Origin of the sequence: Vibrio sp. PID23_8, from assembly GCF_003584965.1 — a bacterium.
Classification (GTDB): Bacteria; Pseudomonadota; Gammaproteobacteria; order Enterobacterales; family Vibrionaceae; genus Vibrio.
This window is the reverse complement of sequence record NZ_LIXE01000002.1, coordinates 186,561-207,799: the sequence shown is the minus strand read 5'-3', so window position 1 is coordinate 207,799 and position 21,239 is coordinate 186,561. Positions and strand designations below refer to the sequence as shown.

The window sequence follows — 21,239 nt, the reverse complement described above, 5'->3', positions numbered from 1 at the left end:
TCTTACCGAGGTGATACTAGGGTGTCAATACTAAAAAACATAATTTGATGAGAAAAAAATGAATTTCGGTCTTTACTTTTTCGCACTCATTGGCAGTAAAGGGCTAGTGATAGTTATCCACTAAAATTGTGGATAACTATGTTGATGAATTCTGAGTAACCTTGCTTATTATGCAACTTGTTTTATTTTTTCTGATGTTTCAGGTAAATGAATGTGTATAATAACTAGCTAAAACAATGATTTATTTTAATTGTGTCAAATTTATTCGAAGTGAATAAAAAACAGTTTTTTGGGGATAAAGATAGTTTTTGGGTATTTCTGGGGAAAAGGTGTGGACACTATAATGTGATGAGTTTGGGGATTCATCAACTAGGGCGGAGGACTATATCAGAGCCGCATGAAGAAGGCTAGAATAAAGTCAACAAAGTGCAAAATTTCATAACAATTGGCGATAAAACATAGCCTGGGATAGATTTCGCCTACAAAGGTGTATATATACAGACCAAGTGCAGTAGTTTCGAGGAAGGGTATGAGTAAAGTGTATGAACTGGTTTCTGATTATCAGCCATCAGGTGATCAACCAGCTGCCATTAAGCAGTTGCTAGAAGGGATAGATGCGGGCCTCGCTCACCAAACCCTTTTGGGTGTAACGGGGTCGGGCAAAACGTTCACGTTAGCAAATGTGATTGCTGAGTCTCAGCGACCGGTCATCTTGCTTGCCCCCAACAAAACGCTTGCTGCACAGCTGTATGGAGAAATGAAGTCATTCTTTCCTAATAACGCCGTGGAGTACTTCGTCTCTTACTACGACTATTATCAACCAGAAGCTTATGTTCCGACCACCGACACCTTCATTGAGAAAGATGCGTCGGTTAATGCACATATAGAGCAGATGCGCTTGTCGGCAACCAAAGCACTATTAGAACGTAAAGACGCCATTATTGTTGCTTCTGTTTCTGCTATCTATGGTCTGGGTGACCCAGAAGCTTACTTGCAGATGATGCTTCATTTGCGTCGTGGTGATGTGATCGATCAGCGTGATATGTTACGTCGTCTCGCAGAGCTACAATACTCGCGCAATGACGTGGCGTTTGAGCGCGGTCAGTTCCGTGTTCGAGGGGAAGTGATTGATATCTTCCCGGCAGAATCAGATCAAGATGCAGTACGTATTGAGATGTTTGATGATGAGGTGGATTGTATCAGCGTATTCGATCCACTGACTGGCGTGGTCAAACAGCGTGATTTACCGCGTTATACGATTTATCCCAAAACGCATTATGTTACTCCACGAGATCGCGTACTTGAAGCGATCGAAAAAATCAAAGTTGAACTTGAAATGCGTAAAAAGCAATTGTTGGATAACAACAAGCTTTTGGAAGAACAACGGATTAGCCAGCGTACCCAATTTGATATTGAAATGATGAACGAACTCGGCTTTTGTTCGGGCATTGAGAACTACTCTCGTTATTTGAGTGGGCGTGCTGAGGGTGAGCCGCCACCGACACTGTTTGATTATTTACCTCACGATGGCTTACTTATCATTGATGAGTCCCACGTGACCGTACCGCAGATTGGCGCGATGTATAAAGGGGATCGTTCACGTAAAGAGACGCTGGTGGAATTTGGTTTTCGTCTTCCGTCTGCGCTTGATAACCGCCCAATGAAATTTGAAGAATTTGAGTCAATCTCCCCACAGACCATATTCGTTTCTGCGACGCCGGGGAATTATGAACTTGAAAAGTCTGCGGGTGAAATTGCTGATCAGGTGGTTCGTCCGACAGGCCTGTTGGATCCTGAGCTGGAAGTTCGCTCCGTGACTACACAGGTCGATGACTTGTTGTCAGAGATCCGCATTCGTGCCGCGAAAGATGAGCGTGTTCTAGTCACTACATTAACTAAACGCATGGCGGAGGATTTAACTGAATATCTGCATGAGCATGATGTTCGTGTGCGTTACCTCCACTCTGATATTGATACAGTTGAACGTGTAGAAATCATCCGCGATCTACGCTTGGGTGAATTTGATGTGTTGGTGGGTATTAACTTGCTACGAGAAGGTTTGGATATGCCAGAAGTCTCGCTAGTAGCGATTCTTGATGCGGATAAAGAGGGCTTTTTACGTTCTGAACGTTCGCTGATTCAGACCATTGGCCGTGCAGCGCGAAACATTAGTGGTAAGGCAATTCTTTATGCCGATTCGATTACCAAATCAATGAAGAAAGCAATGGAGGAAACTGATCGTCGTCGTGAAAAACAAAAAGCCTATAACGCAGAGATGGGGATTGAGCCACAGGCGCTGAAACGGAATATTAAAGACATCCTGGAGTTGGGTGATATCACTAAGTCCAAGCGTCAGCGCAACAACAAGCAAGTGCCATTGTCAAAAGTGGCAGAGGATGCTCAGAATTACGAGGTCATGTCGCCCCAGCAACTTGAAAAAGAGATCAGTCGTTTGGAAGCCGCCATGTACCAGCATGCTCAGGATCTTGAGTTTGAACTAGCGGCACAAAAACGCGATGAGATAGAGAAGCTTCGCGCGCAGTTTATTGCAAATAGTTAACCCAATAGCTCACTCTTTGCCCAAGCGCTAAGATGTGCTTGGGTATTTTCCACCAATAAAGTAGATAAAAAATAAGCCAATAGGGAGTAAGCTCTATTGGCTTGTTTTGTGAACAGCTTGTTGCGTTCACGAACAACGTCAGTTGGCGAGGTGACCCGAAGGGTCAATATACGCTCAGCATCGACTGTGCCAGTTTATAAACGCTTGATACTTAGATTCTTATGTTGATGTAGCCATATTATGAATTACGTGGATTTGCAAAATGCAATGCGCAATGCGATTATTGTGTGAAACACAACAAAAAGTTAGCTAGCATATGCAACAAAACCAACCTGGTCCGAAGTCACGTTACCTTTTGATGGTTGAAGATACCGCATCCGTTGCGGCACTGTACCGCTCTTACCTAACGCCATTAGGTATAGATATCCACATTGTTGGAACAGGTAGAGACGCAATTGAAAGCCTAAAACACCGGATTCCCGATCTCATTCTGCTTGACCTTCGTTTACCTGACATGACGGGCATGAACGTATTACATGAGGTCAAGGAAAGTCATCCAGACGTCCCGATCATTTTCATGACGGCTCATGGATCTATTGATACAGCAGTAGAGGCGATGCGTCATGGTTCACAAGATTTCCTTATCAAACCTTGTGAAGCGGATCGTCTACGCGTTACTGTAAATAATGCGATTCGTAAAGCAACAAAAATGAAAAATGAATCGGATAATCCGGGCAACCTGAACTATCAAGGCTTCATTGGCAGTAGCCAAACGATGCAACAGGTTTATCGTACTATTGATTCAGCGGCCAGCAGTAAAGCGAGTATTTTTATTACTGGTGAAAGTGGCACTGGTAAAGAGGTGTGTGCAGAAGCGATTCATGCAGCAAGCAAGCGCGGAGATAAACCGTTTATCGCCATTAACTGTGCCGCTATCCCTAAAGATCTGATAGAGAGTGAGTTGTTTGGCCATGTGAAAGGTGCGTTTACGGGCGCCGCGAATGATCGCCAAGGGGCGGCTGAGTTGGCCGACGGCGGCACTCTGTTTCTGGATGAATTATGTGAAATGGATTTGGAACTGCAAACCAAATTGTTACGTTTCATCCAGACTGGTACATTTCAAAAAGTGGGCTCTTCGAAAATGAAGAGTGTGGATGTTCGCTTTGTGTGTGCCACCAATCGTGACCCATGGAAGGAAGTTCAAGAAGGTCGTTTTCGTGAGGACCTATACTATCGCCTGTATGTGATTCCATTACATTTACCACCATTGCGTGAGCGTGGGGAAGACGTGATTGAGATTGCTTATTCGTTATTAGGGTACATGTCTCACGAAGAGGGGAAGAGTTTTGCTCGTTTCTCGCCAGATGTCATCGATAAATTTAATCGTTACGAGTGGCCGGGTAACGTTCGTCAGTTACAAAACGTGTTGCGTAATATTGTGGTGTTGAACAACGGTAAAGAAATTACGCTGGACATGCTGCCACCACCATTGAACCAACCATTTGTAAGTCAATCGATGATAAGTGCTGTTCATCCAAAATCAATGATGGCCTCAGATATTATGCCGTTATGGATGAGTGAAAAAATGGCAATTGAACAAGCGATACAAGCTTGTGATGGAAATATTCCCCGAGCTGCTGGTTATTTGGATGTCAGCCCATCAACCATTTATCGTAAGTTGCAAGCTTGGAATAGCAAGGTGGAAAGACAAAACGCATGAGCATGGGCGTATTAAATCAGCAAAAGATAGACGAACTTGCAGCCGAAATTGGTAGAGATAACGTACCGGTATTGCTTGAAATTTTCCTAGGGGAAATGGATAGCTATATCGTTCATTTATCTCAGAATCACCATACAGAACAGTTGGTGTATTTGAAAGAGATCAGTCATGCGTTGAAAAGCAGCGCTGCGAGTTTTGGTGCGGATCGGTTATGCGCTTTAGCCACTGATATCGATAAGAAAGCGAAAGCTGATGAACTAGGTGAAGACTGTGAAGAGATAGCGATGATGTTAGATTTGTTGCGCGTTACACGTGATGCTTATTGCTTGTGGACGTAACCATTTCGGATCCTCGCGTATAAAATACGAAGCCCTTCACGTTGGTGAAAGGCTTTTGCATGCAAGGAGGGGGCTTATTTTTCAAGTAATTGATTTTCAATCGCCAACTTCAGTTTTTCGCGGTCATGGCGCCAATCGCGATTGGTTGACGCTAGAGATTCAGTGACCACGTTCCACTTATCTAAGACTTGTGGTTCGGCTTCTTCTGCAAGTACGACATCGATTTTTCTTCCTTGGCACGCGCGTTCACACCACTCCAGTTTTTGCTTCATGGTCATACGACCTGCCGGACCGTATTCAGGGCTGAGATTGGCAACAAAAATCACTTTTGCTCTCTGATTTGCGGCAATCGCTTTTCCCAACTCTGGTAATAGTAATGGAGGCATAATGCTGGTTAGAAAGCTACCAGGACCAAGAATAATCGCATCGGCTTCGGCGAGCGCAGTTATTGCTTCTTTCGTAGCGGGCACTTCTGGAGAAAGGTCCAAACGGCGTAAATCGGTATCCATATCATCAATGTTGGTTTCACCGGTGACTAACTGACCGTTAACGGAAAGTGCAGTCAGATCCGATGGGTGCTCAGACATTGGCAGAATATTCACATCAACTTTCAACATATTGCGGATCAGGTTAATGGCGTCGAGTGGGCGGACCGATAGGTTGTCTAGCGCAGTGAGCATCAAGTTACCAAGGTTATGCCCGTCTAGTTCACCTGCTCCCTTAAAGCGATATTCGAACATCATGGAGCTGATCGAAGGGTCAGTAATGAGCTGGTTAATACAGTTACGAGTGTCTCCCCACGCAATACCGCCTTGGCAGTGGCGAATACGCCCAGTAGAGCCACCATTGTCGGTTGTTGCGACAATGCCTGTTGCGTTACCAGAAAAATCTTTGAGGGCCGCCAACATTCGGCCCAAACCGTGACCACCGCCAACGGCGACGAGTTTCTTATCGGTGTAGATATTCATTACGTTCTTCTAATCATTTGCTATAAAACGGCTACAATTTAACTTAATGATGGCGGTAAGGGTACTTAATAAGCGGTAAATTGTGTTTATAAAGCGTTTTTTTATGGCTTAAGTCTGGATTCCATTACGAATATTAAGTATTTTACTCAGCAAAGCTATCAGAGAGGCTTCTCTCTGGTTGCCATAACTCCGAGCTCACTATGCTAAGTCGAAGGATAGGCGTTTTGAGCCAGTGACATACTGTCACAAGGGCATGATTGGAAATGAGCATGCCTCCCGTGTTTGGAAAGGTGTTCCGTGGCGCAACAATTCGAAGACAAATTTCATCGTAAGTTCTATTACTTGCGTCTGTCTGTGACTGATGTATGTAATTTCAAATGTACCTATTGTCTTCCTGATGGTTATAAACCTTCGGGCAGTAAAAACTCGTCTTTTTTATCGCTTCCAGAGATCAAACGCGTCGTGAGAGCGTTTGCCGATTGTGGTACCTCAAAAGTACGTATTACAGGCGGTGAGCCGAGTTTGCGTAAGGACTTTACTGACATTATCCACTCTGTCGCAACCACGCCAGGTATCAAAAAAGTCGCAACAACGACCAATGGTTACCGCATGGCGAAGCAAGTTACTGATTGGCGTGACGCTGGTCTGACACACATTAATGTCAGTGTGGATAGCCTTGACCCTCGCATGTTCCACCAAATCACTGGTGAAAATAAGTTCAAGGAAGTGATGAATGGTATCGAGCGCGCATTTGAAGTGGGTTATGAACAAGTCAAAGTTAACGTGGTACTGATGAAAGATCTCAACCACAACGAGCTGCCTGCTTTTCTTCACTGGATTAAAAATCGTCCAATCCAATTGCGTTTTATCGAATTAATGCAGACGGGAGAAATGGATGAGTTGTTTGCGAAGCACCATGTCTCTGGTGTCGCTATCCGAAATCAATTAATCGCTAACGGTTGGTTACTTAAAGTTCGCTCTCACAACGATGGCCCGGCACAGGTCTTCGTTCATCCGGATTACAAGGGTGAAATTGGCTTGATCATGCCGTATGAAAAAGACTTCTGTGAGAGCTGTAACCGACTTCGTGTATCGGCTATGGGTAAACTGCATTTATGTCTGTTCGGTGAACATGGCGTGGAATTACGTGATCTATTAGAACGTGACGAGCAAGAGAATGAATTGATTGAGCGTATTCAAGCGCAACTGCAAACGAAATCCGTTAGTCACTTCTTGCACGACGGCAATACCGGTATGACGCCTCATCTTGCGTCTATCGGCGGTTAATTCCAATCAGATTTTACACCGGGAGCTGACGTGGCTTCTAGTGATTTTTCCAGAATTGATACCTTGCGTATCAAAGCAAATTAGAGAATAGGTGAACAAATGGGTCACGCTGAAAGCAAATTCCAAGCTGCAAACATTGCCGTTCTTACGGTATCTGACACTCGTACTGAAGAAAACGATACTTCGGGTGGCTATTTAGTTGAGCATGCGAAAGAAGCGGGTCATAACGTAGTAGACAAGCAGATCGTGATTGATGATATGTACAAGATCCGTGCGATTGTTTCTCAGTGGATTGCGGACGAAAACGTACAAGCAATCATGATCACTGGCGGTACGGGTTTTACTTCACGTGACAGCACGCCAGAAGCTCTTAAGCCTCTATTCGACAAAGAAGTGGAAGGTTTTGGTGAACTATTCCGTATGGTTTCTTTTGAGGAGATCGGTACTTCAACGATTCAATCTCGCGCGATTGCCGGTTTTGCTAACCACACGGTTATCTTTGCTATGCCTGGTTCTACAGGTGCATGCCGCACAGGTTGGACGAAAATCATCAAGCAGCAGTTGGATGCAAGCCACCGCCCTTGTAACTTTATGCCACATCTATCTGTATAACCTTTCCTAAAAGCGAAGGAAAAACAATGACCCAATTTACACATATCAATGCGTCTGGCGAAGCAAACATGGTCGACGTATCTGCCAAAGCGGAAACCGTTCGTGAAGCACGTGCCGAAGCATTTGTACACATGGCGCCAGCAACACTGCAACTGATCGTATCTGGTCAACACCACAAAGGTGATGTGTTTGCGACTGCTCGTATCGCGGGTATCCAAGCGGCGAAGAAAACATGGGATTTGATCCCACTTTGCCACCCACTATTGCTTTCTAAAGTTGAAGTACAATTGGAAGCGATCAAAGCGGAAAACAAAATACGTATCGAGTCTGTGTGTAAACTGGCAGGCAAAACCGGAGTTGAGATGGAAGCGCTAACGGCTGCTTCTGTGGCGGCGCTAACGATTTACGATATGTGTAAAGCCGTGCAAAAAGACATGGTTATTGGTCAAGTTCGTCTGCTTGAGAAGACAGGCGGTAAATCGGGTCACTTCAAGGCGGAATAATGATTAAAGTACTTTTCTTTGCCCAAACACGTGAGCTTGTTGGTATTGATGGTCTTGAGCTAGAAGGTCAGTTCAACAGTGTTGAAGCGATTCGTGCTCATCTTGTAGAGAATGGCGCGGCTAAAGAAGGCAAGTGGGACTTAGCGCTTGAGCCAGGCAAGTTACTGGCTGCGGTAAATCAATCTATCGTTCCGCTAGACACTGAAGTGAAAGCGGGTGATGAAGTCGCATTTTTTCCGCCAGTAACGGGAGGCTAAAATGGATCCTCGCGTATCTGTGCAGGCAGAAGATTTCTCTGTTGATCAAGAATACCTACGTCTATCAGAAGGGACGGCTTCGGGGGCAGTGGTGACTTTTATCGGTAAAGTTCGTGACATGAACCTTGGCGATAATGTGATTGGACTGCATCTGGAACATTATCCTGGAATGACAGAGAAAAGCCTGATTGATATCTGCAATGAAGCAGAATCTCGTTGGCCATTACTGGGTATTCGTGTGATTCACCGTGTAGGCGATCTCGATACTGGCGATCAAATTGTTTTCGTTGGTGTCTCTAGTGCACACCGTGGTGCGGCATTTGATGCTTGTGAGTTCATCATGGACTTCCTAAAGACCAAGGCGCCATTCTGGAAAAAAGAACGCACGACCAGTGAAAATCGCTGGATTGAATCACGTGATACCGATCACCAAGCGGCACAGCGTTGGGAAAAGTAGGGCAGTTTTTTATTCTGCTAACCAATCTTCCAAAGCTAGGTGTTAATAGCGCCTGGCTTTTTTTAAGGGCAAAAAATGCCTGTATTTGTTCCATGATTCCCCTTCAAAATCAACATCTTTTCTTTGTTTCTCCTCTCGATGATCTTGTTCACAATAAAAAATATCTAACGGAATATATGCAAGCATTTATTAGATTCAATGTGTCATAAATGTTAACTTTTTTACATGTATCTAGCATAAGATGCTATTGATAGGTTTGAAGTTAGATTTATCGAAAGTTTCACCTGCCAAATAAGAGTTCGAATCCGTATTTCTCTATTTAATGCTTTTATGGTGGTATTTATTACTAGTTTTACGTGCTATTTACAAAATTATTGTTTTTTTTGCTACCTCTTTGTGGCAAATTACTTCAATGGTTGCTAATGTGTGCCGCAGTCTTTGTAAGGCTTTAGAATTTTGTGCTCAAAAAGTGCACTAAAAACTTCTAAAATACTGACCGTACCAGTCCCTTGCAGAGAAGTCATGGATGCTAATGAAAAACTTGGAGTTTTACGCATGTACAAGAATAAAATCACCAAAGCCCTTCTTTTAGGCGCTGGTCTGGCAGTGGCTGCCTCTTCTACTACCGCTTTCGCTGCTGACGTTCCAGCAGGCACTAAACTAGCTGACAAACAAGAAATCGTTCGTGGTAACGGTACTGAAGTTGCAACAATTGACCCGCATAAATCTCAAGGTGTTCCAGAATCACATGTGATTCGTGATCTTCTTGAAGGCTTAGTGAACCAAAATGCAGACGGCGACACTATCCCTGGTGTAGCAGAGAGCTGGGAAACCTCAGACAACAAAACTTTCACTTTCCACCTACGTAAAGACGCTAAATGGTCTAACGGCGATCCTGTAACAGCACAAGACTTCGTATACAGCTGGCAGCGTGCCGTCGATCCTGCAACCGCTTCGCCATACTCTTGGTACATGGAATACACCAAGATGAAAAACGCGAAAGACATCGTTGCAGGTAAGAAAGACAAGAGCGAGCTAGGTGTTAAAGCGACTGACGACCACACATTAGTGGTTGAACTAGACACAGCGGTTCCTTACTTTGTAATGATGGCTGGTCACACAACAATGAAACCAGTACACAAAGCGACAGTTGAGAAGTTTGGTGATCAATGGACGAAACCAGAAAACTTTGTAGGTAACGGCGCTTATGTGGTAAACAACTGGGTTGTGAACGAGCGTCTAGAGCTTGTTCGTAACAACGAATACTGGGATAACGATAAGACAGTTATCAACAAAGTAACGTACCTTCCAATCGAGAACGGCGTTGCTGAAATGAACCGTTTCTTATCTGGTGAAATCGACTTCACGTCTAAACTGCCGACTGAGCACTTTAAGCGTCTGAAGAAAGAATACCCTGAGTCAGTATCGGTTGAAGGCAGCCTATGCACTTACTACTACTCATTCAACACTAATAAAGAGCCGTTCAACGACGTTCGCATTCGTAAAGCGATTTCTTACGCGATTGACCGTAACATCGTAGCAAATGCAATTCTTGGCCAAGGCCAAAAACCAGCTTACTTCCTAACGCCTGAAATCACAGCGCACTTTAACCCTGAGCTTCCAACTTACGGTAAGATGACGCAAAAAGAGCGTAACGAAGAGGCGGCACGCCTATTGGCAGAAGCAGGTTACGGTAAAGACAACCCGCTTAAGTTCTCTCTTCTATACAACACAGATGAGAACCACAAGAAACTAGCGGTAGCGCTGGGTTCTATGTGGAAGAAAACTCTAGGTCTAGACGTAACGCTAGAAAACCAAGAGTGGAAAACTTACCTATCTACTAAAGACCAAGGTGATTTCGAAGTCGCGCGCGCTGGTTGGTGTGGCGACTACAACGAAGCATCTTCATTCCTAACCCTTATGGTTAGCTCGAACACCACTGGTGGCCAGCACTGGGGTAACAAAGAGTACGATGCTCTGATCGACAAAGCGATCAAATCGACTTCAGAAGAAGAGCGTACCAAGATCTACCTAGAAGCTGAGCAACTGATGGCGAAAGATATGCCTATCGCGCCTATTTATCAGTATGTTCGTTCTCGTCTACTAAACCCGCACGTTGGTGGTTTCCCTGCTAACAACGCGGAAGAAAAGATCTACACCAAAGATCTTTACATCAAAGCAGACTAATTAAAGTCGCTTCAAGACTATAAGAATAAGGCCCACACGTCCCATTAAGGGACGTGCGGTGCCTATCATCAATTTTTTTTAACTGTCACAGACTGAAAGAGTGAGTTTATGCTTAAATTCATCGCAAAAAGGATATTTGAGGCGATCCCAACAATGTTGGTTTTGATCACCGTATCTTTCTTTCTTATGCGTTTCGCACCGGGTAACCCATTCTCGAGCGAGCGTCCATTACCGCCAGAAGTTATGGCCAACATTGAAGCTAAATACGGCCTAGATAAGCCAGTGTTTGAGCAGTACACCACGTACTTGACTAACGTTATCCAAGGTGACTTTGGTCCTTCATTTAAATACTTAGATTACACAGTAAACGAGCTAATCTCGGTAGCGCTACCCGTATCGGCGAAGGTGGGTTTCATTGCCTTTATCTTCACGGTAATTCTGGGGGTGACGATCGGGACTATAGCCGCGCTCAAACAAAACTCGTGGCTTGATTACACCATTATGTCGACGGCGATGCTCGGGGTCGTAATGCCATCGTTTGTGTTGGCACCAGCTTTGATTTACTTGTTCTCGCTCCACTGGAATTTATTCCCTGCGGGTGGTTGGCATGATGGCTCATGGCAATATTTGGTGCTTCCTGTGATTGCTATGTCACTGCTTTATGTCGCCACGTTTGCTCGTATCACTCGTGGTTCAATGATTGAGACATTGAACAGTAACTTTATCCGTACAGCTCGTGCGAAAGGTCTAAGTTACCGTTACATCATCCTGAAGCACGCATTAAAACCAGCTCTACTTCCAGTTGTGTCCTACATGGGACCAGCGTTTGTCGGCATTATTACCGGCTCGGTGGTTGTTGAGACCATCTTTGGTCTACCTGGCATCGGTAAGCTGTTCGTAAATGCAGCCTTTAACCGTGACTATTCGTTAGTAATGGGAGTCACCATCCTTATTGGTTTCCTATTCATTCTGTTCAATGCGATCGTTGATATTCTGCTAGCAATGATTGACCCGAAAATTCGCTACTAACAGGGAAGTATGGTTATGTTAACGAAAAAAGAGAATCTTCAAGCGGTCGAGCAATTTGCAGAAAGCCTAGAAGTTGAAGGTCGTAGCTTATGGCAAGATGCCCGCATCCGCTTTATGCGCAACAAAGCGGCAATGGTTAGCTTGTTTATCCTTACATTGATGACCCTTGCGGTTATCTTCTTGCCGATGATGGCTCCTTACGCATTCGATGATACCGATTGGTACGCGATGCACGTTGGTCCAAACGCGGATCACTGGTTTGGTACGGACAGTTTAGGTCGTGATCTTTACGTTCGTACGCTGATTGGCGGCCGTATCTCTCTGATGGTCGGTGTTTTGGGTGCATTGGTTGCGGTTGTGATTGGTACGCTTTACGGTGCAGCTTCTGGCTTCATTGGCGGTAAAGTTGACCGTATCATGATGCGTATTCTTGAAATCCTATACGCCGTTCCGTTCATGTTCCTGGTTATCGTGCTGGTAACATTCTTCGGCCGTAACATCGTTCTTATCTTCGTCGCTATCGGTGCTATCGCATGGCTAGATATGGCTCGTATCGTACGTGGTCAAACGCTAAGCCTACGTAGTAAAGAGTTTATTGAAGCGGCACACGTTTGTGGTGTGAGCAAGTGGAAGATCATCACTCGCCATATCGTGCCAAACGTACTGGGCATCGTAGCGGTTTACTCAACCCTACTTATCCCAAGCATGATTCTGACTGAATCATTCCTTTCATTCCTTGGTCTTGGTGTACAGGAACCAATGACAAGTTGGGGCGCACTTCTACAAGAAGGTTCGCAAACAATGGAAGTGGCAATCTGGCAGCTGGCTTTCCCAGCAGCATTCATGGTTGTGACTCTATTCTGCTTCAACTACGTTGGTGACGGTCTGCGCGATGCGCTGGATCCAAAAGACAGATAATTAAAAAATAGAAAGAATAAAGGAAGCAATGATGAGTTTATTAGATGTCAAAGATCTGCGCGTCGAATTTACCACGCAAGATGGTATCGTAACCGCAGTAAACGATTTGAACTTCGCTCTGAATCAAGGTGAGACACTAGGTATCGTAGGCGAGTCTGGTTCAGGTAAGTCACAAACTGTATTCGCGATCATGGGTCTACTGGCTAAGAACGGTATTATCTCTGGTAGCGCGAAATTTGAAGGTCGAGAAATCCTTAACCTTCCAGAAAAAGAGCTGAACAAGGTTCGTGCTGAACAGATCGCAATGATCTTCCAAGACCCGATGACGTCTCTTAACCCATACATGAAAGTCAGTGATCAGTTGATGGAAGTACTGATGCTGCACAAAGGTATGGGCAAAGCAGAAGCGTTCGAAGAGTCTGTTCGCATGCTTGAAGCGGTAAAAATCCCAGAAGCTCGTAAGCGTATCACCATGTACCCACACGAGTTCTCAGGCGGTATGCGTCAGCGTGTAATGATCGCAATGGCGCTGCTGTGTCGTCCAAAGCTGCTTATTGCGGATGAGCCAACGACGGCATTGGACGTAACGGTTCAAGCGCAGATCATGGACCTGCTGAACGAACTTAAATCTGAGTTCAACACGGCAATCATCATGATCACGCATGATCTTGGTGTCGTAGCGGGTTCTTGTGACAAAGTACTTGTCATGTACGCGGGTCGTACCATGGAGTACGGCACAGTGAACGAAATCTTCTACAACCCAAGTCACCCTTACGCGGAAGGTCTGTTGAAGGCTATCCCTCGTCTGGATACAGAAGGCGAGATTCTGCCAACGATTCCAGGCAATCCACCAAACTTGCTTCGCCTACCACCTGGCTGTCCTTACCAAGATCGCTGCCACCGTGTGATGGATCGTTGTAAACGTGAAGCACCAATTCTGACACCATTTGGTGATGGCCGTCAGCGTGCATGTTTTTCTGAATGGGAGGCTTGGAGCAAATGAGTACAGATAAAAAACTAATTCTGGATGTATCTGATCTGAAAGTTCACTTCAGTATTGCATCAAAATCCGCATGGCCGTGGTCAAAGCCTTCCAGCCTAAAAGCAGTTGATGGCGTAAACGTACGCCTGTACGAAGGTGAAACGCTGGGGGTAGTAGGTGAGTCTGGCTGTGGTAAGTCGACGTTCGCTCGTGCCATTATCGGTCTAGTTGAAGCGACGGATGGCCAAGTAGTTTGGATGGGACAAGATCTCACCAAGATGAAAGAAGTGCAACGCCGTGAAACGCGAAAAGAAATCCAAATGATTTTCCAAGATCCTTTGGCTTCTTTGAACCCGCGTATGACAGTGGGCGACATCATCGCAGAGCCACTAGAAACGTTCTTCCCAGAACTGACTAAGCAAGAAGTGAAAGACCGCGTTAAAGAGATGATGGCGAAGGTAGGTCTACTGCCAAACGTTATCAACCGCTACCCACACGAGTTCTCTGGTGGTCAGTGTCAACGTATTGGTATTGCACGTGCCCTGATTTTAAAGCCTAAGATGATCATCTGTGACGAACCGGTATCAGCACTGGACGTATCGATTCAGGCTCAGGTTGTTAACCTTCTGAAAGAGCTGCAAAAAGAGTTGGGTCTTTCACTGGTATTTATCGCGCACGATTTGTCAGTCGTGAAACACATCTCTGACCGTGTACTGGTTATGTACCTAGGTAACGCGGTTGAACTGGGGGAAGCGGAAGCGCTGTTTGCGGATCCAAAGCACCCATACACACGTGCATTGATGTCTGCTGTTCCGATCCCAGATCCGGAAATTGAACGCAGCAAGAAGATTCAGATGTTAGAAGGTGATCTGCCTTCTCCAATCAGCCCACCATCGGGTTGTGTATTCCGTACTCGCTGTCCTCAAGCAACGGATGAGTGTGCAAAGACAAAACCAAATATCCAAGGTTCTGATATTCATGCAGTCTCTTGTTTGCACGTAGCGGTGTAATTAAATTCGGCCTGTGACGGGCTTAAGCGCGGCTCCTTTTATAGGGTTGCGCTTTTTTTATGCCTGCGATTTCTGTTTGCTTTGGTTCATTCAAAATTCTTGAACAAGATGGACTAAATGCTCGGATTCTAAGCTGTGCATGAATCTCTAATATACTTATATAGTTGAAAACAGAATATCAGGGGAGCAGCCATGGGTAAGTTAGTTGAAGGTGTTTGGCACGATGTATGGTACGAAACAAAATCAAGCGGTGGTAAGTTCGTTCGTGAAAACGCAGGTTTTCGTAACTGGATAAAGAACAAACCCGATGCGACGTTCCAGCCTGAGTCGGGTCGCTACCATTTATATGTTTCACTCGCTTGTCCGTGGGCGCATCGCACACTGATCTTCCGTAAACTCAAAGGCCTAGAAAAACACATCGATGTTACCGTGGTATGCCCAGATATGCTAAGTGAAGGCTGGCAGATGTTACCAGAACCACTATTCGGCCACACCCGCATGCACCAAATCTACACTCAAGCCAAGTCCGATTACACAGGTCGCGTTACCGTTCCTGTTCTATGGGATAAGAAGACCAATACGATTGTGTCGAATGAGTCCTCAGAGATCATCCGCATGTTCAACTCTGAGTTTAACGACCTAACGGGCAATCATGACGATTACTACCCAGGGAAACTTCAGAGCGTGATAGATGAATGGAACGACTACATTTATCCGAACATCAATAATGGTGTGTACCGTTGTGGTTTTGCAACCACGCAAGATGCGTACGAGGAAGCGTTTGACTCTCTCTTTGCTGCGTTAGATAAAGTCGACGTACATTTGGCTACGCATCGCTACTTGGCAGGTAATCAAATCACTGAGGCAGATTGGCGTTTGTTTACGACGCTTGTGCGTTTTGATGCCGTGTACGTAGGCCATTTCAAGTGTAATAAACAGCGTATTGCCGATTACCCAAACATACAGGGCTATTTGAAAGAGTTGTACCAAGTAGAAGGGGTGGCAGAGACAACCGACTTCTATCATATAAAGCGTCATTATTACTTTAGCCACACTGGTATTAATCCAACTCAGATTGTGCCCAAAGGTCCAGATTTGGATTTAGAGTCGCCGCATGGTCGAGAATCTATCTAAGTTTGAAACCTCTGAGAAGCGCCAATTGATGTGGCGCTTTTCTTTTTTCTCAATATCTTCTCACCATCACAGCTTCTTCCTACCGATAACATAAACTAATGATATAACAACCGATCTTGAACTGAGGTGGGGTATGGATATCAATGAGTTCGTCAGTGGTGAGCACCTTATTTGGAATCTGCTCATTGCTTTGTTACTCGGTGCGATCGTAGGTACTCAGCGTGGTTGGGTGATGCGCAATAGTGTGGAAGGGAGCCGTGTTGCGGGGATTCGGACTTTTTCACTGGTAGGTTTACTTGGTGGATTGGTTGGGATACTCGCGGAGCGCTATTCTCCCTTATTGCTTGGGTTTGCTCTGATTGCGCTTGTGGTGCTGGCCTGTATTGCTTTTGTCATCCAACAGAAGAAGAGTGAAGACATCAGTATTACTGGTGTTGTAAGCCTTCTCATCACTTTTGTTTTAGGTAGCCTCGCTGTCTTCGGTGATATAGTACTTGCGGCAGCAGCAGCAGTGATCACCGCGATTGTGTTGGATAATAAAAAAGAACTTCACCAAGCCCTGCAGCGGTTGCAAGAGTATGAATTGGATGCCGCTTTGCGTTTGCTACTGATTTCAATTGTTCTACTGCCATTGCTTCCAAACCAAGCCTATGGCCCTTGGAAAGCCCTCAACCCCTATGAGATTTGGTGGATGGTGGTATTGATTGTCAGTATCTCTTTTGTCGGCTATTTCGCGATTAAAATTGGTGGTGCGAAGCGAGGTATTTTGTTTACCTCGGTTTTTGCAGGCTTGAGCTCTTCTACTGCGTTAACCCTGCAGTTTTCTCACCTCTCTCGTGAGCAAGCCAATATAAGCCCGCTATTGGCGAGTGGAATTTTACTTAGCTGTGGCACGATGTTTCCACGTTTACTAATTGTCTTATCGGTGATTAATCCTCAATTAGTGGCACTGCTTTGGCCGATTGTGATTGCGATGATGGTTGCACTGTACTTACCCGCATGGTGGATTTGGCGTAAGAGTGACGTCGAGAAAGTGGAACAGTCCAATAAGCAGACCAACCCATTAGCGCTCCAATCTGCGTTATTATTTGGTGTCGTACTCGCCGTGATCATGTTGCTCTCCCATGCGCTTTCAGGTTGGTTAGGTAATACGGGGGTATTAATTTTGTCCGCCTTGTCGGGGATCACTGATGTTGATGCCATCTCATTGGCGCTCGGGCGTCAAAGCACGCAGACGTTAAGTGTTACTACTGCCGCTCTGGGAATTTTGATTGCCGCTTCCGTTAATACCATTGTGAAGATGGGGATGGTGGTGGCGATTGGAGATAAAGCGTTGTGGTCTAAAGTTGCGCCTGTTATGACTGGGTGTGTGCTGTTAGGTGCCAGTTTGTTCTTTGCTTTTTACTGATTCGAAAATAAAAAAAAACCCTCGCAATCGCAAGGGTTTTGAATTTATTGGGAAGCGAGGTTATTAGTTAACCACTTTCTCACGAGCTTGATCAGCTTGATCCGCCTGGATCGCAGTTAGAGCAACGGTGTACACGATATCGTCTACTAGTGCACCACGAGATAGGTCGTTTACAGGCTTACGCATGCCCTGAAGCATTGGACCGATAGATACTAGATCTGCAGAACGCTGTACCGCTTTGTAAGTCGTGTTACCCGTGTTTAGGTCTGGGAATACGAATACTGTCGCTTTACCTGCAACTGGAGAGTTTGGCGCTTTAGAAGCCGCAACGTTTTCCATGATAGCCGCATCGTACTGCAGAGGACCGTCGATGATGAGATCTGGACGTTTCTCTTGAGCAATCTTAGTGGCTTCACGTACTTTATCTACGTCTGCACCCTTACCAGATTCACCAGTAGAGTAAGAGATCATCGCTACACGTGGTTCAATACCGAATGCTGCAGCAGAATCTGCAGATTGGATAGCGATTTCAGCGAGCTGTTCTGCCGTTGGATCTGGGTTGATCGCACAGTCACCGTAAACCAGTACTTGGTCAGGTAATAGCATGAAGAATACAGATGATACGATAGACGCATCAGGTGCAGTCTTGATGATTTGGAACGGAGGAACGATGGTGTTTGCTGTTGTGTGAACCGCACCAGAAACGAGACCGTCAACTTCGTCGTTCTCAAGCATCATTGTGCCTAGGAATACTGAATCTTGTAGCTTCTCACGAGCAACAACTTCAGTCATGCCTTTCGCGCCACGTAGCTCAACTAGACGAGCAACGTAGTTTTCTCGAACTTCATCAGAGTTGATGATCGTTACACCAGCACCTAACTCAACGCCTTGTTGTGCTGCAACGCGACGGATTTCTTCAGGGTTACCTAGAAGCACACATTCCGCGATGCCACGCTCAGCACAGATAGCCGCCGCTTTCACTGTACGTGGCTCATCGCCTTCAGGAAGAACGATACGCTTAGCCGCTTTACGAGCAAACTCAGTTAGTTGGTAACGGAATGCTGGTGGGCTTAGACGACGAGATTTCTCAGTACCTTCTGTCATTGACTCGATCCAGTTACCGTCGATGTGACCCGCAACATGCTCGTTGATGAACTCGATACGCTCTTTATCGTCAGCTGGCACTTCTAGGCTGAAGCTTTGCAGGTTCAGAGAAGTCTGCCAAGTGTTTCCTTGCGCTTTGAAGATTGGTAAACCAGTATCAAATGCTGGCTTACATAGGCCTTCAATCTCTTTAGGGATATCGTAACCGCCAGTCAGAAGAACTGCGCCGATTTCAACACCGTTCATTGCCGCAAGTGCCGCTGCAACGATAACGTCTGGGCGATCTGCTGAAGTAACAAGTAGAGAACCTGGTTTGAAGTGCTCAATCATGTTTGGCAGAGAACGTGCACAGAACGTGATGCTCTTAATACGACGAGTCGCGATGTCACCTTCATTGATGATGGCAGCGTTTAGGTGCTGAGCCATGTCAACAGCACGAGTAGCGATTAGATCGATGCTCCATGGCACACAACCTAGTACACGAATTGGAGAAGTGTTGAAGATTTCCATCACTTTCATTTCGTTTTGCTTCGCGCTATCTGCATCATCAAAGATTTCAGATAGGTCAGGACGAGTACGACCAGCTTCATCAACAGGTGCGTTTAGCTTGTTGATGATAACGCCAGAGATGTTCTTGTTCTTAGTACCACCGAAGTTAGAACATGCTACTTCGATGCGTTCTTTAAGCTGGGCAGGGTTATCGGTGCCAGGCGTCGCAACAAGAACGATTTCCGCACCGAGTGTTGCTGCGATTTCTGCGTTCACTTGGTTAGCGAATGGGTGCTTACGAGTCGGTACTAGACCTTCGATAAGTGTTACGTCAGCATCTTTGTTGATTTGGTTGTAACGCTCAACAATAGTTTCTAGCAGTTCGTCCATGTTGTCGTTACCGATTAGGCTTTCAGCAACAGACATCGCTAATGGATGACCGATCTTCATATCGCTGTTGTAGCCAACGATAGTTGAAGTTAGATCAGGTTGATCACCGCCAGAACGTGGCTGTGCAATTGGTTTGTAGAAAGAAACCTTAACGCCTTTGCGCTCCATTGCGCGAAGAACACCCATGCTTACGCTAGTTAGACCAACACCAGCACTTGCAGGGATAAGCATAATAGTACGAGACATTCGTAGAGTACCTTTAGCTATTGGGGGATAAAAGCTCAATTCTTATTCCATGAGGTTCAGAGAATAGGAGTTGAGCCCTAATGAATTCTTTGGAAGAAAAACTGGCTAGCCGATCGGCTAGCCAGTTTAATCATTAAAGACCTGCTAGACGTGCAGTGTCTTCAGCGATAACTAGCTCTTCGTTAGTAGAGATAACCATTGCTGGGATACGGCTGTTTGCAGTAGTGATAGTACCTTCACCACCGAAACGCGCTTTAAGGTTAGCTTCACCATCAACTTCGATGCCGAAGATAGCTAGACGGTTAAGAACCATTTCACGGATAGGGCCAGAGTTCTCACCGATACCGCCAGTGAAAGTGATTGCGTCTAGACGACCTTCCATAGAAGCTGTGTAACCTGCTACGTATTTAGCTAGACGGTGACAGAACACATCCATTGCACGCGTTGCTTCTTCTTTCTCACCGTAGTGGTCTTCAACGAAACGACAGTCAGAAGTCACTTCAGTTAGACCAGCAAGACCAGACTCTTTAGTTAGCATGTTGTTGATTTGCTCAACAGAGTAACCTAGAGCGTCGTGCAGGTGGAAGATGATAGCAGGGTCGATATCGCCACAACGAGTACCCATTACTAGGCCTTCAAGAGGAGTTAGACCCATAGAAGTGTCTACAGATTTACCGTTCTTGATTGCACATACAGAAGCGCCGTTACCTAGGTGACAGTTGATGATGTTTACTTCTTCAACAGGCTTGTCTAGTAGGTTAGCAACTTCACGAGTGATGAATAGGTGTGAAGTACCGTGCATGCCGTAGCGACGGATGCCGTGCTCTTTGTATAGGTTGTATGGAAGAGCGTATAGGTAAGACTCTTCTGGCATTGTTTGGTGGAATGCCGTGTCAAATACTGCAACGTTCTTAAGCTCTGGGAAGTTGTGCTTAGCAGCTTCGATACCGATTAGGTGAGCTGGGTTGTGAAGCGGTGCGAAAGTCGCAGCGTCTTTGATACCTTTAAGAACTTCATCACAGATAAGAGCTGATTGAGTGAAGTGCTCGCCACCGTGTACGATACGATGACCGATAGCGCCAAGGTTAGCTTTAAGCTCTGGCTTAGAAGCAAGAATAGTTTCAACCATGAACGCTAGAGCTTCTTCGTGAGCTGCGCCTGCGCCTAGTTGAGCTTCGTGCTTGCCATCCAATTTCCATTTGATGCGAGCTTCTGGAAGGTGAAGACACTCAGCAAGACCGGTTAGATGCTCTGCACCTGTTTCCGCATCAACAATAGCGAACTTAAGAGAAGAACTACCACAGTTTAAAACTAAAACTAGCTTAGACATGTATGACTACCTGTTATTCGTCTGATAAAAATCAGTTAAGGATGAAAATTAATCACAAGAATAGACGATAGCAGCGAGGCTGCGTACTATTCCTGGTCAAAAATTGTTCTAAATCCATATAAAGAAATAGTGATGAACCCATTCATCACTAAGCAGCGATCCGTGCAGATAGGTCATCTCGGAGTTGCTTAAATTGTAAATAACGGCAACAATGAGATTGAGGGTCTGCAAAGGATAGCGATAATGGGCAATGATAACAAAAATATTTTGAAAGAATATTAACTTTCATCAATTTTTTGCGCCTTCAGTT

At 45.4% G+C, this 21,239-nt stretch carries 18 protein-coding genes and 1 riboswitch; of the genes, 15 read left to right on the top strand and 3 right to left on the bottom strand.

The genetic code is table 11. The features are described 5' to 3' along the window. The first annotated feature begins 529 nt into the window (after nt 1-529). The 3 genes from uvrB to luxU all read left to right on the top strand — a co-directional run bounded on the left by uvrB (nt 530) and on the right by luxU (nt 4,618). The gene (gene uvrB / locus AK966_RS04805; protein WP_099079496.1) at nt 530-2,560 is read left to right on the top strand and encodes an excinuclease ABC subunit UvrB; all 2,031 of its coding nucleotides are present in this window, start codon (nt 530-532) and stop codon (nt 2,558-2,560) included. A gap of 316 nt (nt 2,561-2,876) precedes the next feature. Continuing rightward, nucleotides 2,877-4,280, top strand: a complete 1,404-nt coding sequence (luxO, locus tag AK966_RS04800) for a quorum-sensing sigma-54 dependent transcriptional regulator LuxO (protein ID WP_182852581.1) — start codon at nt 2,877-2,879, stop codon at nt 4,278-4,280. After that, complete coding sequence (gene luxU / locus AK966_RS04795) at nt 4,277-4,618, top strand: quorum-sensing phosphorelay protein LuxU (RefSeq protein ID WP_119463638.1); 342 nt, start codon at nt 4,277-4,279, stop codon at nt 4,616-4,618. Before luxO ends, luxU begins: the two co-directional genes overlap by 4 nt. A gap of 74 nt (nt 4,619-4,692) precedes the next feature. On the opposite strand, the gene AK966_RS04790 is transcribed toward luxU, so the two are convergent. Continuing rightward, nucleotides 4,693-5,586, bottom strand: coding sequence for a YvcK family protein (locus AK966_RS04790; protein WP_119463637.1), 894 nt, complete (start codon nt 5,584-5,586; stop codon nt 4,693-4,695). A gap of 175 nt (nt 5,587-5,761) precedes the next feature. Next, nucleotides 5,762-5,895, top strand: a riboswitch (molybdenum cofactor riboswitch). On the opposite strand from AK966_RS04790, the gene moaA reads away from it, so the two are divergent. The 12 genes from moaA to AK966_RS04730 all read left to right on the top strand — a co-directional run bounded on the left by moaA (nt 5,884) and on the right by AK966_RS04730 (nt 17,370). Further along, nucleotides 5,884-6,873: a GTP 3',8-cyclase MoaA gene (gene moaA / locus AK966_RS04785; protein WP_119463636.1), complete on the top strand. Its 990-nt coding sequence runs from the start codon at nt 5,884-5,886 to the stop codon at nt 6,871-6,873. Its footprint overlaps the riboswitch before it by 12 nt. 99 nt (nt 6,874-6,972) lie before the next feature. Continuing rightward, nucleotides 6,973-7,485 carry a molybdenum cofactor biosynthesis protein B gene (gene moaB, locus AK966_RS04780; protein ID WP_099079500.1) on the top strand — a complete coding sequence of 171 codons (513 nt, stop codon included), beginning with the start codon at nt 6,973-6,975 and terminating at the stop codon, nt 7,483-7,485. Between the two features lie 26 nt (nt 7,486-7,511). Beyond that, entirely contained in the window at nt 7,512-7,988 is a 477-nt protein-coding gene (moaC, locus tag AK966_RS04775; protein ID WP_099079501.1) for a cyclic pyranopterin monophosphate synthase MoaC, read from the top strand. Next, nucleotides 7,988-8,245: a molybdopterin synthase sulfur carrier subunit gene (gene moaD / locus AK966_RS04770; protein WP_099079502.1), complete on the top strand. Its 258-nt coding sequence runs from the start codon at nt 7,988-7,990 to the stop codon at nt 8,243-8,245. Before moaC ends, moaD begins: the two co-directional genes overlap by 1 nt. Nucleotide 8,246: 1 nt before the next feature. Then, on the top strand, nt 8,247-8,702 hold the full coding sequence (gene moaE / locus AK966_RS04765) for a molybdopterin synthase catalytic subunit MoaE (protein WP_099079503.1): 456 nt from the start codon (nt 8,247-8,249) through the stop codon (nt 8,700-8,702). Between the two features lie 555 nt (nt 8,703-9,257). Then, nucleotides 9,258-10,889 carry an ABC transporter substrate-binding protein gene (locus AK966_RS04760; RefSeq protein WP_099079504.1) on the top strand — a complete coding sequence of 544 codons (1,632 nt, stop codon included), beginning with the start codon at nt 9,258-9,260 and terminating at the stop codon, nt 10,887-10,889. 108 nt (nt 10,890-10,997) lie between these two features. Next, nucleotides 10,998-11,918, top strand: coding sequence for an oligopeptide ABC transporter permease OppB (oppB, locus tag AK966_RS04755; RefSeq protein ID WP_010449365.1), 921 nt, complete (start codon nt 10,998-11,000; stop codon nt 11,916-11,918). 15 nt (nt 11,919-11,933) lie between these two features. Further along, nucleotides 11,934-12,836, top strand: coding sequence for an oligopeptide ABC transporter permease OppC (gene oppC, locus AK966_RS04750; protein ID WP_119463635.1), 903 nt, complete (start codon nt 11,934-11,936; stop codon nt 12,834-12,836). Nucleotides 12,837-12,867: 31 nt separating this feature from the next. Then, nucleotides 12,868-13,839, top strand: a complete 972-nt coding sequence (locus tag AK966_RS04745) for an ABC transporter ATP-binding protein (RefSeq protein ID WP_172438122.1) — start codon at nt 12,868-12,870, stop codon at nt 13,837-13,839. After that, on the top strand, nt 13,836-14,828 hold the full coding sequence (oppF, locus tag AK966_RS04740) for a murein tripeptide/oligopeptide ABC transporter ATP binding protein OppF (protein ID WP_310648443.1): 993 nt from the start codon (nt 13,836-13,838) through the stop codon (nt 14,826-14,828). Before AK966_RS04745 ends, oppF begins: the two co-directional genes overlap by 4 nt. A gap of 192 nt (nt 14,829-15,020) precedes the next feature. Next, nucleotides 15,021-15,962, top strand: a complete 942-nt coding sequence (locus tag AK966_RS04735) for a glutathione S-transferase family protein (RefSeq protein ID WP_119463633.1) — start codon at nt 15,021-15,023, stop codon at nt 15,960-15,962. A gap of 133 nt (nt 15,963-16,095) precedes the next feature. Next, on the top strand, nt 16,096-17,370 hold the full coding sequence (locus tag AK966_RS04730; protein ID WP_119463632.1) for a DUF4010 domain-containing protein: 1,275 nt from the start codon (nt 16,096-16,098) through the stop codon (nt 17,368-17,370). A 63-nt stretch (nt 17,371-17,433) separates the two neighbouring features. Here AK966_RS04730 and pta read toward each other — a convergent pair whose 3' ends face one another. Further along, a complete protein-coding gene (pta, locus tag AK966_RS04725) occupies nt 17,434-19,599 on the bottom strand; it encodes a phosphate acetyltransferase (RefSeq protein WP_099079510.1) in 2,166 nt (721 codons plus the stop codon). A gap of 133 nt (nt 19,600-19,732) precedes the next feature. Beyond that, on the bottom strand, nt 19,733-20,929 hold the full coding sequence (locus AK966_RS04720) for an acetate kinase (protein WP_099079511.1): 1,197 nt from the start codon (nt 20,927-20,929) through the stop codon (nt 19,733-19,735). Nucleotides 20,930-21,239: the final 310 nt, after the last annotated feature.

Bases quoted from the DNA above. Each gene is read 5' to 3' on its own strand.
- uvrB (WP_099079496.1), top strand. From the start codon at position 530: ATGAGTAAAGTGTATGAACTGGTTTCTGATTATCAGCCATCAGGTGAT.
- luxO (WP_182852581.1), top strand. From the start codon at position 2,877: ATGCAACAAAACCAACCTGGTCCGAAGTCACGTTACCTTTTGATGGTT.
- luxU (WP_119463638.1), top strand. From the start codon at position 4,277: ATGAGCATGGGCGTATTAAATCAGCAAAAGATAGACGAACTTGCAGCC.
- AK966_RS04790 (WP_119463637.1), bottom strand. From the start codon at position 5,586: ATGAATATCTACACCGATAAGAAACTCGTCGCCGTTGGCGGTGGTCAC.
- moaB (WP_099079500.1), top strand. From the start codon at position 6,973: ATGGGTCACGCTGAAAGCAAATTCCAAGCTGCAAACATTGCCGTTCTT.
- moaC (WP_099079501.1), top strand. From the start codon at position 7,512: ATGACCCAATTTACACATATCAATGCGTCTGGCGAAGCAAACATGGTC.
- moaD (WP_099079502.1), top strand. From the start codon at position 7,988: ATGATTAAAGTACTTTTCTTTGCCCAAACACGTGAGCTTGTTGGTATT.
- moaE (WP_099079503.1), top strand. From the start codon at position 8,247: ATGGATCCTCGCGTATCTGTGCAGGCAGAAGATTTCTCTGTTGATCAA.
- AK966_RS04760 (WP_099079504.1), top strand. From the start codon at position 9,258: ATGTACAAGAATAAAATCACCAAAGCCCTTCTTTTAGGCGCTGGTCTG.
- oppB (WP_010449365.1), top strand. From the start codon at position 10,998: ATGCTTAAATTCATCGCAAAAAGGATATTTGAGGCGATCCCAACAATG.
- oppC (WP_119463635.1), top strand. From the start codon at position 11,934: ATGTTAACGAAAAAAGAGAATCTTCAAGCGGTCGAGCAATTTGCAGAA.
- AK966_RS04745 (WP_172438122.1), top strand. From the start codon at position 12,868: ATGAGTTTATTAGATGTCAAAGATCTGCGCGTCGAATTTACCACGCAA.
- oppF (WP_310648443.1), top strand. From the start codon at position 13,836: ATGAGTACAGATAAAAAACTAATTCTGGATGTATCTGATCTGAAAGTT.
- AK966_RS04735 (WP_119463633.1), top strand. From the start codon at position 15,021: ATGGGTAAGTTAGTTGAAGGTGTTTGGCACGATGTATGGTACGAAACA.
- AK966_RS04730 (WP_119463632.1), top strand. From the start codon at position 16,096: ATGGATATCAATGAGTTCGTCAGTGGTGAGCACCTTATTTGGAATCTG.
- pta (WP_099079510.1), bottom strand. From the start codon at position 19,599: ATGTCTCGTACTATTATGCTTATCCCTGCAAGTGCTGGTGTTGGTCTA.
- AK966_RS04720 (WP_099079511.1), bottom strand. From the start codon at position 20,929: ATGTCTAAGCTAGTTTTAGTTTTAAACTGTGGTAGTTCTTCTCTTAAG.